Raw genomic sequence first — 12,695 nt, forward strand, 5'->3', positions numbered from 1 at the left:
TCGACCGGAATCGCCATTCCGTGCATATCCGGCTTGGTAATCGGAAGCACCCTTTTATCCTTCGCCACACTCTGCATCACATTTTCCATTCTTGTATACAGGACATGGATCTCATCCAAATCACCCGACAAATATCGTTCCAGAAGGATTCCAGCAATCCACCTTGCCCGGTTAAACGTCGGATCCTGCGCCGTATACTGGAAATTTTCTTCAATCGGGATGTGCTGGGAAGCAAAAAACTGCCGCCCCGTCTCACCGATGACAAACAGATGTACCTCGCGGGAAGGATCCTTTAAAAATGTATCCGCCATCTTCATGATGTTATGGTTATAAGCACCCGCCAGCCCTTTATCGCCGGAAATAACCAGCAGCCCCGTTTTCTTCGACTGGTGCCCTTCTTTTTCAAAATAGGGACTTTCCATGTTCGGCAGATGCCTCTGGATACGCCGGATGACATTTTGCAATGCATAGAAATACGGCTCCGTCTCTGCCAGTTCTTTTCTGGCCTTCTTTAATTTCGTCGAAGATATCAGGTACATCGCGTTCGTGATCTTGCGCGTATCCTGAATACTCCGGATCCGGTTCTGGATCTCTCTGAGTCCTGCCATCTTCCATCACCGCCTTACTGCTTATCCAGTTTTGCATCCGCTGTGGCTGCCTCCGGCGCATTTCCCTGTGCTTTCAGGAATTTTGCCTTGTACTCGCCCACCGCCTTCGCAATCTCGCGCTGGATATCCTCGCTGAGTGTCTTCGTCGTGCGGAGTGCATCGCCCACCTGCGGGTAGGAGCTTCTCATATATTCGTAAAGACCGCCCTGGAATGTCTTCAGCTTTTCCTTCGGAATATCTACCAGCAGATGGCTCGTCGCCGCATACAGAATCACAACCTGTTCTTCCATCGAGAGCGGATGCTCAAGCGGCTGTTTTAACAGTTCCATCAGACCGCTGCCGTAGGTAAGCTGTGCCTTAGTCGCCGGATCCAGATCGGAGCTGAACTGTGTAAATACTTCCATCTCGCGGTACTGTGCCAGGTCGATACGTACGCTTCCGGCTGCCTTCTTCATCGCCTTGGTCTGCGCTGCGCCGCCGACACGCGATACCGAAAGCCCTACATTGACCGCCGGGCGCATGCCCTCGAAGAACAGCGAACTTTCCAGGAAAATCTGTCCATCTGTGATGGAAATAACGTTGGTCGGGATATACGCCGACACATCGCCCGCCTGTGTCTCGACAATCGGCAGCGCTGTGATTGAACCACCGCCCAGCTCATCCGAAAGCCGCGCCGAGCGCTCCAGCAGACGGGAATGCAGATAGAATACATCGCCCGGATAGGCCTCACGTCCCGGGGAACGTTCCATCAGAAGAGACAGTGCACGGTACGCAACCGCGTGTTTCGATAAATCGTCATAGACAATCAGAACATCTTTTCCCTGATGCATGAAATATTCTGCCAGCGCCGTTCCTGCATACGGCGCGATATACTGTAAGGACGCCGGATCACTCGCCGTCGCTGCCAGCACGATGCTGTACTCCATCGCCCCGTGTTTTTCCAGTGTATGAACCAGTCTCGATACCGTTGAAGCCTTCTGACCGATCGCCACATAGATGCAGATCACGTCTTTTCCCTTTTGGTTCAGCATCGTATCCACCGCGATCGAGGTCTTACCGGTCTGGCGGTCGCCAATGATCAGCTCACGCTGTCCGCGTCCGATCGGGAACATCGAATCGATCGAGAGGATACCGGTCTCCATCGGGGTATCAACTGACTGACGCTCGATAATACCCGGCGCCGGTGACTCCACCGGACGGTATCCGGCTGCCTCAATCTCCCCTTTATTGTCGATCGGATTGCCCAGCGCATCTACAACACGCCCTAAGAATCCCTCGCCAACCGGGATACCTGCCATCTTGCCGGTCCGCATCGCGCGGCTTCCTTCTCCGATGGTGTTCGCATGTCCAAAGAGGATGCAGCCGATCTCCTTCGACCGGATATCCTGTACCATGCCTCTCACATCGCCATCAAACGCCACAATCTCACCGTACATCGCATGGTCGATTCCATCCACATAGGCGATGCCGTCGCCCACCCGGCTGACCGTACCGATCTCACGGACCGAAATGTCGATTCCATCCAGATTTCCTTTCAGAATCCCGATGATTCCCTTCTGTGTAAGGAAATCACCCGAATCCGGCTCTTTTGCCAGATTCTTTAATTTATCTGCCAGCGCCCGTTTTCTTCCCTCCGTGCTCCAGTCATATTCCTCACTTCCGACCCGGAGGATAAAACCACTTCCAAGCTCCGGCTTTTCTTCCTTCACAATCCGGAGTTCCCTTCCCGGATATTTCTCCGAGAGAAATTTCCGGATTCCGGCTGCCTGTTTTTCATCCGGCTCTTTGACATATTCCAGCACACAGCGCAGATATTTATCCGGCTTTTCAAACGCCTCCGCTTCCTTAATCAGATCCGGCATCATTTTCATTGTCTGATCCTGTGCCAGCACCTCGATGATTCCCCGGACTGCCAGCGGAAACAGGCTACGAACCAGATCTTCCCGCTTCTCACGGGTCAAATCCGGATTTTCAAGCTCTGCCGGAAGCTGCGGTGTCGCAGCCAGTATCTCAGCCGCATGCTGCAGATCATCGACAGAAATCTTCTGCCTCTTTATTTCTTGTAAATAGACATCAAGTTTCTTCATTCTCCGTCGTACCCGCTTTCTTCAAAAACTCATCATAAAGAGCGCTGTCATCCGACTTCTTGTTCATCGAACCAGCCGCCGCGTCCAGAACCAGCGACAAAATTTCATGCTTCGCCTGTTCGAGCATCTTATCCTTGTCCCGGCGTGCATCCTCGCCCGCCTTACGGATGACTTTATCTGCCTCTTTCTGGGCGTTTTCAATCAGCTGGCGTCCTTCCTCACGTGCACTCGCACGCGCCGCATCCAGCACCTTGTTTTTCTCTACTTCTATTTCATCCTGGCAGGCTGCGTATTTCTCTTTCTCCGCCTGCGCTTCTTCCTGCATCTTTTTTGCCTCATCATACTTTTCCTGAATGGCTGCATTCCGTTTATCGATCACTTTGTTGATCGGCTTAAAGAGGAAAATACGGATAATTGCATACCAGATTAAAAGGTTGATGATCGTAAAAACCAGGTTGATGTCCAACCGTAACATAGCCTTGCCCCACCTTTCGTTTTCTATCGTATCAGCTTAAAAGAATAATAATCAAAAGGGCAATAACGAAACCATAAATAGCAGTTGCCTCGGCAAGTGCCGCACCTAACAATAGAATCTTTGTGATTTTTCCCTCTGCCTCCGGCTGTCTTGCGACTGCCTCAGTCGCCTTAGATGTGGCGATTCCGATACCAATTCCGGCTCCTGCGCCTGCAAGAACTGCCAGACCTGCTCCAATTGCAATGATTGTACCCATAATAAAGTCTCCTTTTTGTAATTTTCTATTTCTCTTCTATTACTCGATTGATTCCTTGATAAAAAGCCCTGTCAGAAAGACAAATACATACGCCTGAATCAGACCGTCAAAGATATCAAAGTAAGCACTGAACAATACCGGAAGCCCTACCGGAAGGATGTATTCAATCAATTTCATGATGACGAACGCGCCCAGCACGTTTCCGAACAGTCGCATACACAGCGACAACGGTTTAATAAATACCTCCATGATATTGATCGGTGTCACGATGGCGATCGGCTCTGTAAAGCTCTTTAACCATCCTTTTAAACCTTTGACCCGAATCCCTGCTGTCTCAATCAGCACAATACTCATCAGCGCCAGTGCTGCCGTGACGTTCAAATCCTTGGTTGGCGGCTTGAACCCCAGTATACCAAACAGGTTCGCCACGCCCAGATACATCAGCACGGATGTCAGATACGGCGCATAGCCTTTTCCTTCCTCTCCGAGGATTCCCTCGCCAATGCCCTGCAGCCACGTAACAGCGTTCTCCAGAAGGAGCTGTCCGCGTCCGGGATGTTCAACTTTCAGACCGTGCGTCACAATCAGTGAAACCACGATCACCACTGCCATCATGATCCATGTAACCACAACGGATTCTGATATGCCGATCCCGCCAATTGTAAAGGCTGTCTCACAGTTCAATTCCTTGATCAGGGTCGCACCCAGATCTCCCATACTGTCACTTCCTCTCTCCGGGTTGTTCTCCCGCGGCTGCCCCGGCTATTTTTTTCATTTCCCGATGCCGCCACGTGTTCTGGTTACTGTTCACGCATACGTGCCCAGTAACGTTTTCTCCTGTGTCTCCACATTCTTCCCGTCTGTTCCCGATCTTACTCCCAGAAATACAAATGGTAAAATTATATTTTTTTCCTATATCCATAGATAAAATGAATGGTGATAGTTATTGTGGCTGGACATTTCTGGAAAAATACGATAAAGTGTGACTATATTTGGTAAATACACGTACAGATATAAAATCAGATAAACACTGTTTCAATCAGGCAGAAACAGTCCGGCATACAGAAAGGATTTCAACTACATACATGGATATCAGTTTCGACTACTACAAGGTTTTCTATGAGGTGGCTCGATGCCAGAATATTACCCAGGCGGCTTTGAATCTCTGCCTCACGCAGCCAACCGTAACAAAATACATTCATAATTTAGAAGATATGCTTCAGTGCAAACTTTTCAACCGCTCCCAAAAAGGTGTGACCCTGACCGATGAAGGGCGGATCCTGTTCCGCCAGATCAACCGTCCCTGCCAGCAGATGGGACGAGCGGAAGAGCTTTTAAAAGAATACATGAACAGTCAGAGCGGCAAAGTTTCGATCGGTGCGAGCGAGCTGACAATGCGCTTCTTTCTGCTTCCTTATATTGAACAATTCCAGCAGCGTTTTCCGAATGTGACCGTGCAGATTCATTCCAACTCTGCGCCGATCACCGCTTCTTCCTTAAAGGCCGGGGAAAATGACTTTGCCGTCATCATTTCTCCGATCCACGAGATCATGAAGGATCTGGATCTGGTTCACGTGATGCCGGTTGCCGAGTTCCAGGACATCGTCATCGCCGGAAACCGTTTTTCCGAGCTGCAGAACCGCACACTCTCCCTCGAAGAGCTCTGTATGCACCCACTTGTCAGCATGGAGTCCGGCACAACGACGCGGCTTTTTTGGGACAATCTCTTTGAGGAACAGGGGCTGGATCTGCGCCCGAGCATCGAAGTTTCTTCCAACGACCTGATCGCCCCGACCGTCTCCCACAATCTGGGAATCGGCTTTGTTCCCTCGGAATTTGCCCGGAACTACCTGCTCAACTACCGCGTGTTCCAGCTTCACCTAAATATCCCTATCCCGAAGCGCCAGATCCTCGTCCTGCAAAACCCGATGCGCCCGCTGACGCCGGCGGCACAGGCATTTCTGGATATGCTGAAACAGCCGGTGCAGGAAAGTATAGGGAATGGACAGCCGGTCTTGTTACACCCATAGGGATTTTCACTAAAAACACCCTGTCGGTCGGATTTTAATGCTCCTGACAGGGTGTTTTTGTTTGTAATCTACAAGCTTCTAACCTCTTCATATAAATGAAAGTGATTTTTTCTAAATTCCAGAAGCCCTTCCCGCTGCATTTTCCCCAGCTCTGCCGACAGCGCCGACCGGTCCACACCCAGATAGTCGGCGAGCTGCTGGCGGTTGAATGGGATATCAAATCTCTCGCTCTCATTTTTTACCGCCTGATCGGAGAGGTACGACAGAAGCCGTCCCCGGATGGATTTCGACGATGTATTGAAGATCCGGCGGGACAGCTGCAAGTTTTTCTGCGCCGAGATTGCAAGCAGGTTGCGGATAAGCTGCGTGTGATGTCCGCAAGAATTGGGACACTGCGACAGCATTTTTCCAACATTTAAAAACAGCACTTCCGTCACCTCCGCTGCAAACACATCGACCAGCAGCTTTTCCCCCGGCACGCACGCATATGTCTCCGCAAAAATCTGTCCCGGTTCTACCCGGTCTAGAATGCTGCGGTTGCCCCACAGATCATCGTTGACAATCATCACACTTCCGTGCATCACCACACCCAGAGATGTGACCGTATTCCCCGCGCGATAAATCATTTCTTCTTTTTCATAACTGCGTTCCTCCGCCCCCAGACAGGACAGCATCTCCCCGATTCCGGATTCGCCCGCGCCTCGAAACAGGGGGCTGCGGCTTAGAAGCTGCATTTCGAAGGGAGTTAAATTCAGGCTGGCGCCCGTTTTATAGTTTGATGCCATATAGATGTTGACCTTTCTGTTTTAACTAAGTGTTCTTATTATATCAAATATTTTTATATTTTTCTGCAATCTGATTTCCCGTTCTTGCACATCCATGCAACTTCTGCGATAATAGAAACATTCCTATATCAAATGAAGCTTTAAACCAGAAGATTTATCGGACAGGATATTTACATAAAGAGGAGACTTTCAAATGATCGAGCCAAACCAGATTCTTCAGACATATATCCGCCAGTATCAGGCGGCAAGCAAGAAAAAAAGAAAGACCAGTTCCCGCCCCCGCGATCTAAGCGAGCGGACCAACCGGCTGTTTAAAACACTGAAACGCACCAAACCGACACAGGTCACCAGCCTCTCGCTGGAGGAATGGCACCGACAGATCAAAAATCTGGCTTATTTTGCGTACCGTTCGCACAACGATGCTGTCACAAAGCTCATTGAAACCAGCCTGCTGCCACAGCTCATCCGCCTGGATGAGGCAATGTTTCTGCCCGCCCAGCGCGATGATATTTCCGTGGATTTTCTGAATTATCTGGAAACAGAATTGGATGGTCAGCTCTGCACGCAGACACTTCTGGAGCTTTACCAGATCTATAAGCGCTACGTCATCCAGTATAAAATCATGGATCTCGTCCCATCCCGCCCAGAGCTGGAATTTCCGGAGACTATGGCGATGAACCGCCGTTTCATTCTCCACATCGGACCGACCAACAGCGGCAAAACATTTCACGCGCTGGAACGCTTAAAAACAGCGAAAAAGGGCACTTACCTCGGTCCGCTGCGCCTTCTGGTGCTTGAGGTATATGAAAAAATGCACGACTGCGGCATTCCCAGCACCATGCTGACCGGTCAGGAGTGTATCGCCGACGATGACAGCCGGATCACAGCTTCGACGATCGAGATGGCAGATTTCTCCGAGGAATACGATATTGCCGTGATTGATGAGGCACAGCTGACCGCCGATCCAGACCGCGGGCATTGCTGGACAAAGGCGATTCTGGGACTGAAAGCTCACGAAATCCATGTCTGCATGAGTCCCGCCGCTGAATCTGCTGTCACACATCTGATCCATCTGTGCGGCGACAGCCTTGCCATCTGCCGGTATCAGCGCAAAACTGCGCTCATCTGTGAGGACACGCCATTTTCCTTCCCGGAAAGTGTTCTTCCCGGCGATGCACTCGTCGTATTTTCCAAAAAATCTGTGCTGGATGTGGCGGGACGTCTGGAAGAAGAAGGTATCAAGGCAAGTGTTATATACGGAAGCCTGCCGCCGGAGATCCGCCGCCGCCAGATGCAGCTTTTTACCAGCGGCAAAACCAAGGTGGTCATCGCCACCGACGCGATCGGCATGGGACTCAACCTGCCTGTCCGGCGTATCGTATTCGTCCAGACCCAGAAATTTGACGGTACCACCCGGCGCGGTCTGACCGTACCGGAGGTCAAGCAGATCGCCGGGCGCGCCGGACGCTTCGGACTCTTTGACACCGGCTACGTCAATGCGATGGGGCAGGAATCCCTCGATTATATCCGGGAACAGCTTACTAAGGAGGAAGAACCAATCGAAAAAGTCAGCCTCGGTTTCCCACAGATTCTCCTCGATCTGGACGAGCCGCTGGACGTTATCATCAAAGTCTGGAAATCCGTTGAGCCGACGCCTCCGTTTGAAAAGGTCAGCGTCGATGAGATTTTAAGCCTTTATGCGCAGGCAGAACGCTACAGAGACGATATCTACGGATTCGATGACAAACGGATTCTCTACCGCATGATCAGCTGTCCGATCGATATCAAGGATCATCAGGTTGTCCTGCAATGGCTGCGCTACTGCAAGGATTACCCGGCGGACAAACGCCTGAAACACCCGGACAAAGGCGCCGGCTCCAAGCTGGGGCTGCAGAAATACGAAACGTATTACCGCAAGCTCGACCTCTACTACCAGTTCTCCCACCGTTTTGACAAGATCATCGACGAGGACTGGCTCGAACAGGAACGCAGCCGCACTGAAGGCACGATCATGCAGTATTTGTCCAAGGGCAAAAAAAGCTACATCGCCCGCTGCCAGCGCTGCGGACGGATGCTGCCGGTTGGATATCCGTTTAAAATTTGTGAGCCGTGTTTTCATCACAGTTCCATTATCGATTAGCCCCTGATTTTACCGTTTTACGTTCCGGCTGTTCAACACCACCAATGCCATAAAAGAATCTTTATTCTGAGGTGATGATATAATAACGGAAGATGCCATGACGACATGGGGGATACTGTTTCGGGGCAGCGCATGACGTGCTGCCTCTTTTTTCGAAATTTATGCTATAATACAGAAAGAGGGAATCAAATTTTAGGAAAACAAGGAGAATTTCAATATGTATGATGTGTTAATTATCGGCGCCGGTCCCGGCGGTATCTTTTCTGCCTATGAGCTGATGGAACGTAAACCGGATTTAAAGATCGCTGTTTTTGAGGTAGGACATCCGCTGGAGCACCGTAAATGTCCCATTGATGGTGATAAAATCAAGTCCTGTATTCACTGCAAATGCTGCTCCATCATGAGTGGATTCGGCGGAGCCGGTGCATTTTCTGATGGAAAATACAACATTACCAATGATTTCGGCGGCACTCTCTATGAGTATATCGGAAAAAAGACAGCCATTGAACTGATGGAATATGTGGATGGAATCAACCTCCGTTTTGGCGGGGAGGGCACGAAACTGTATTCCACTGCGGGAACAAAATTCAAGAAAACCTGTATGCAGCACGGCCTGCATCTTCTGGATGCTTCGGTCCGCCATCTGGGTACGGATATTAATTATATTGTTCTGGAACACCTCTATGATCATCTGAAGAATAAGGTGGATTTCTATTTTGACTGTGCCATCGAAACCGTGGAGAAAACGGAGAAGGGTTACAAGGTTTACAGCGATGATACAACCTTTGAGGGTACGAAATGTATCATTTCCGCCGGCCGAAGCGGCAGTAAGTGGATGCAGAAGGTATGCAAGGACCTGGATATCCATACGAATTCCAACCGTGTCGACCTGGGTGTCCGGGTTGAACTGCCGGCTGAGATCTTTTCGGATCTTACAGATGAACTCTATGAGAGCAAGATCGTGTATCGTACGGAAAAATACGAGGATTACGTGCGCACCTTCTGTATGAATCCCAAGGGAGCTGTGGTAAATGAGAATACCAACGGCATCGTAACGGTAAATGGCCACAGCTACGAGGATCCTGCAAAGCAGACCCATAACACGAACTTTGCCCTTCTGGTAGCGAAACATTTTTCAGAGCCCTTCAAGAATTCCAATGAATATGGAGAGAGTATTGCAAAACTCAGCAACATGCTGGGCGGTGGCGTAATTGTGCAGCGTTTTGGAGACCTGATCCGCGGAAAAAGAAGCACGCAGCAGCGAATCAATGAATCTTTTACGGTTCCAACCCTCAATGCAGCTGCCGGTGATCTGAGCCTGGTTCTCCCAAAACGGATTCTGGACGGTATTATCGAGATGATTTATGCCCTGGATAAGGTGGCACCGGGTACGGCGAATGATGACACTCTTCTCTATGGAGTGGAGGTAAAATTCTACAACATGGAGGTGGAAGTGGATCACAACCTGATGACCTGTCATGATGGACTCTACGTCATCGGTGACGGCAGCGGTATTACCCATTCCCTTTCCCATGCATCTGCCAGCGGTGTCTATGTGGCACGGCAGATCGCGGAGGCAATTTAATAATAAACGGTCAGAAATGTCTATTAAAAATGGATAAGATGCAGCCCCTATCGTCTGCCATCTTATCCATCTCATTTCACTTCTTTCGCTTACCAACATCTCATTCAGATGCATTTTCCTTGATTCCCACTCAGATCCCCAACTTCCGAAACAACGCATACAATTCTTCTGCCTCGTCCATCGAAGGTTTCCATCCATATTGTTTTAAATCGACGCGGTCACCGTCCTCGGTGGAGTCCACCCGTATTCCATCCTGTTCCAGCAGTTTTTTCTGCTGTCCCGGATAGTCGAACGCCGCTGCGCCGCTTAAAAAGCCCTTGGAATTAATCACCCTGAATGCCGGGACATCGCCCAGACGGTTGGTTCGAAGCGCATATCCCACCTGACGGGAATGGCGCGGTGCACCGCACAGGAGCGCGACCTGACCGTAGGTCGTCACGCAGCCGTCCGGAATGCGCCTAAATACTTCTTCCATTCTCCGATAGATGTCCATAATTATTTCCCCAGCACCTCGTCCGCATGGTCAAGTGCTGCCTCGATATTCGGGCAGAAATGATAGCGTCCGACCATATCCACAAATCCTGCTTTCTCCATCACGTGCATCGGCTGCTCGTTGACATGGGACAAAATCAATGTGACGCCGTTCTTCTGGCAGCGCTCATAGAGGGCAACCATCGAATTCATCGCTGTACTGTCAACTGCCGGAACAGCACGCATACGAAGAACCAGGCATTTCGTCTCCTCGCGGGTTTCAATCTGGTTGATGCGGTCTGCTGCACCGAAGAACAGAGGTCCTGTAATCTCATAAACAGCCAGTTCTCTCGGGATCTCCCGCAGACGTGCCTGTTCTTTCATGGCTGCTTCTTCATCTTCTGCAGCTGCCGCTAAGAGCTGTGCCTCTTCCACTGAAAGCTCTTTTCCGGCTTTTTTCGCTTTTCTTACTTCCTGCTCTTTGCGCTTCTGCTCCTCTACTTCTTCGACATAGAGCCAGCTTCTGACGCCCGTCTCATCGCTCATCCGCTTCATAAACAGCAGGCAGGATAACAGCATACCGATCTCGATCGCTACAACCAGATCGAAGATAACGGTTAAGAAGAAGGTCAGCACCAGAACCGCAATATCACTCTTCGGAGCCGTCTTGGTCAGACGGACGAAGGTTCTCCACTGACACATATTGTAGGCAACCATAAACAGGATTGCCGCGATGGTCGGCATCGGGATCCAGCTTGCACACGGCATCAGAACTACCAGAATCAGAAGCAGGACAACCGCATGAACCATGCCTGCAACCGGGGTACGGCCGCCATTTTTGACATTGGCTGCGGTACGCGCGATCGCGCCCGTCGCCGGAATACCGCCAAACAGGGCGGAAATAATATTACCCGCGCCCTGTGCCACCAGCTCCGTGTTGGAACGGTGTTTTCCGCCGATCATGCCGTCCGCTACCACGCAGGAAAGCAGAGACTCAATCGCCGCCAGAACTGCAATCGTAAACGCATCCGACAGGGAACCCTGAATCACATCGTAGCTAAACACCGGCAGACGGAACGCCGGAAGCTTATTGCTGACCGTGTAAAGGTCGCCGATCGTATTCACATGCAACGGCAGGAATTTTACCATTAAAATACCTGCAATAACCGCTACCAGCGATCCCGGAATTTTTTCCGTGATCATCGGCATCACAATCAGAATCGCCAGACACACCACGCCGACGATAATCGCGTGCAGGTTGACACTTCCGAATCCAGCTGCGAACGCTTTCAGCTTCTGCATCGTCTCGATCGTCTCCATGCCTGCCGGATAGGTTACGCCAAAGAAATCCTTCAACTGACCGATGACGATCGTCACCGCGATACCGGAGGTAAAGCCGGTCGTGATTGTAAACGGAATAAACTTAATCAGTGAACCAAAATGGCAGAATCCCATGATAACCAGGATAATACCTGCCATGATCGTCGCAACTGCCAGCCCTTCCACGCCGCTCTTCGCCACGATACCTGCCACGATCGTTGCAAATGCCGCCGTTGGACCTGCAATCTGTACCTGGCTGCCCCCTAAAAATGAAATCACAAATCCGGCTGCAATCGCCGTGTAGATACCCTGTTCCGGACCTACCCCCGAAGCCAGCGCCAGCGCGATCGAAAGCGGCAGCGCGATGATCGCTACGATGATACCCGCTACCACATCTGACATCAGCTGTGCGCCGGAATACTTCTTCAATGTTGTAAACAACATTGGACGTATTTTTTCCATACCTCAAACTCTCCCTTTTTCATCCCAATTTAAATAAAAAGTAATTGCCAGCCCTAAAAAGAACCGACAATTACCTATTATACAGCAAAATAAGGGTGTGTCCAGTTTTTTCGAAGTTTTAACACAGTAATGCTTCCGACTTGTTACTGGGCACGTATGCGTAAACAGTAACTCAGACTTCTAGATAAGCAGTTGTTAAATTTCTTAGTTGTGATTTTTTTGTCAAAATGACGGATTTGTAAAATTTCTGTCACAAACTTCCGGCTATTTTTTCGATTGACTTTCCTTTAAAAAAGTCTATAATTCGTACTTGTAAAAAGCATTGAGCAGGACACGATTTCCAATTCTCCACGTTTTCAGAGAGCTGCCGGGCGATGAAAGACAGTAACGCCGATGGAAATTATCCCCTGTGAGCTGATCGGACAAACGCATGCAGGATACCAGTAGTCCGGTCCGGATTCCTACCGTTAAAGAGG

At 50.1% G+C, this 12,695-nt stretch carries 11 protein-coding genes and 1 other annotated feature (1 of these 12 cut by a window edge); of the genes, 3 read left to right on the plus strand and 8 right to left on the minus strand.

Features of this window, described 5'->3' with window-relative positions; translation table 11 throughout:
- From QVO97_RS03740 to QVO97_RS03760, 5 genes are all read right to left on the minus strand, one after another.
- Positions 1–608: F0F1 ATP synthase subunit gamma (locus tag QVO97_RS03740; protein ID WP_288188834.1), on the minus strand; the 608-nt coding region annotated here is incomplete at its 3' end.
- A 14-nt stretch (positions 609–622) separates the two neighbouring features.
- Positions 623–2,695, minus strand: coding sequence for a F0F1 ATP synthase subunit alpha (gene atpA / locus QVO97_RS03745; RefSeq protein WP_022359060.1), 2,073 nt, complete (start codon positions 2,693–2,695; stop codon positions 623–625).
- Positions 2,682–3,170, minus strand: coding sequence for an ATP synthase F0 subunit B (locus tag QVO97_RS03750; RefSeq protein ID WP_022359061.1), 489 nt, complete (start codon positions 3,168–3,170; stop codon positions 2,682–2,684). Before QVO97_RS03750 ends, atpA begins: the two co-directional genes overlap by 14 nt.
- Before the next feature lie 31 nt (positions 3,171–3,201).
- A complete protein-coding gene (gene atpE / locus QVO97_RS03755; RefSeq protein ID WP_022359062.1) occupies positions 3,202–3,426 on the minus strand; it encodes an ATP synthase F0 subunit C in 225 nt (74 codons plus the stop codon).
- Positions 3,427–3,465: 39 nt separating this feature from the next.
- Entirely contained in the window at positions 3,466–4,143 is a 678-nt protein-coding gene (locus tag QVO97_RS03760) for a F0F1 ATP synthase subunit A (protein ID WP_022359063.1), read from the minus strand.
- 368 nt (positions 4,144–4,511) lie between these two features.
- Here QVO97_RS03760 and QVO97_RS03765 point away from each other — a divergent pair, with 368 nt between their 5' ends.
- Positions 4,512–5,456 carry a LysR family transcriptional regulator gene (locus QVO97_RS03765; RefSeq protein WP_022359064.1) on the plus strand — a complete coding sequence of 315 codons (945 nt, stop codon included), beginning with the start codon at positions 4,512–4,514 and terminating at the stop codon, positions 5,454–5,456.
- A 68-nt stretch (positions 5,457–5,524) separates the two neighbouring features.
- Here QVO97_RS03765 and QVO97_RS03770 read toward each other — a convergent pair whose 3' ends face one another.
- On the minus strand, positions 5,525–6,190 hold the full coding sequence (locus QVO97_RS03770) for a Crp/Fnr family transcriptional regulator (RefSeq protein WP_181357208.1): 666 nt from the start codon (positions 6,188–6,190) through the stop codon (positions 5,525–5,527).
- A 244-nt stretch (positions 6,191–6,434) separates the two neighbouring features.
- On the opposite strand from QVO97_RS03770, the gene QVO97_RS03775 reads away from it, so the two are divergent.
- Together QVO97_RS03775 and QVO97_RS03780 are read left to right on the plus strand one after the other, a co-directional pair.
- A complete protein-coding gene (locus QVO97_RS03775) occupies positions 6,435–8,381 on the plus strand; it encodes an SUV3 family DEAD/DEAH box RNA helicase (protein ID WP_022359066.1) in 1,947 nt (648 codons plus the stop codon).
- A 217-nt stretch (positions 8,382–8,598) separates the two neighbouring features.
- Positions 8,599–9,966, plus strand: coding sequence for an NAD(P)/FAD-dependent oxidoreductase (locus tag QVO97_RS03780; protein ID WP_022359067.1), 1,368 nt, complete (start codon positions 8,599–8,601; stop codon positions 9,964–9,966).
- Between the two features lie 130 nt (positions 9,967–10,096).
- On the opposite strand, the gene QVO97_RS03785 is transcribed toward QVO97_RS03780, so the two are convergent.
- The gene (locus tag QVO97_RS03785; protein ID WP_347472251.1) at positions 10,097–10,441 is read right to left on the minus strand and encodes an MGMT family protein; all 345 of its coding nucleotides are present in this window, start codon (positions 10,439–10,441) and stop codon (positions 10,097–10,099) included.
- A 20-nt stretch (positions 10,442–10,461) separates the two neighbouring features.
- The gene (locus tag QVO97_RS03790) at positions 10,462–12,219 is read right to left on the minus strand and encodes a SulP family inorganic anion transporter (RefSeq protein ID WP_022359069.1); all 1,758 of its coding nucleotides are present in this window, start codon (positions 12,217–12,219) and stop codon (positions 10,462–10,464) included.
- A 313-nt stretch (positions 12,220–12,532) separates the two neighbouring features.
- Positions 12,533–12,695: a binding site (T-box leader), on the plus strand; it runs 92 nt beyond the window's last position.

Origin of the sequence: Clostridium sp. CAG:43, assembly GCF_000434655.1 — a bacterium.
GTDB lineage: Bacteria > Bacillota > Clostridia > Lachnospirales > Lachnospiraceae > Otoolea > Otoolea fessa.

Coding starts and splice junctions, on each gene's coding strand:
- atpA (WP_022359060.1), bottom strand. CDS start 2,695: ATGAAGAAACTTGATGTCTATTTACAAGAAATAAAGAGGCAGAAGATT.
- QVO97_RS03750 (WP_022359061.1), bottom strand. CDS start 3,170: ATGTTACGGTTGGACATCAACCTGGTTTTTACGATCATCAACCTTTTA.
- atpE (WP_022359062.1), bottom strand. CDS start 3,426: ATGGGTACAATCATTGCAATTGGAGCAGGTCTGGCAGTTCTTGCAGGC.
- QVO97_RS03760 (WP_022359063.1), bottom strand. CDS start 4,143: ATGGGAGATCTGGGTGCGACCCTGATCAAGGAATTGAACTGTGAGACA.
- QVO97_RS03765 (WP_022359064.1), top strand. CDS start 4,512: ATGGATATCAGTTTCGACTACTACAAGGTTTTCTATGAGGTGGCTCGA.
- QVO97_RS03770 (WP_181357208.1), bottom strand. CDS start 6,190: ATGCAGCTTCTAAGCCGCAGCCCCCTGTTTCGAGGCGCGGGCGAATCC.
- QVO97_RS03775 (WP_022359066.1), top strand. CDS start 6,435: ATGATCGAGCCAAACCAGATTCTTCAGACATATATCCGCCAGTATCAG.
- QVO97_RS03780 (WP_022359067.1), top strand. CDS start 8,599: ATGTATGATGTGTTAATTATCGGCGCCGGTCCCGGCGGTATCTTTTCT.
- QVO97_RS03785 (WP_347472251.1), bottom strand. CDS start 10,441: ATGGAAGAAGTATTTAGGCGCATTCCGGACGGCTGCGTGACGACCTAC.
- QVO97_RS03790 (WP_022359069.1), bottom strand. CDS start 12,219: ATGGAAAAAATACGTCCAATGTTGTTTACAACATTGAAGAAGTATTCC.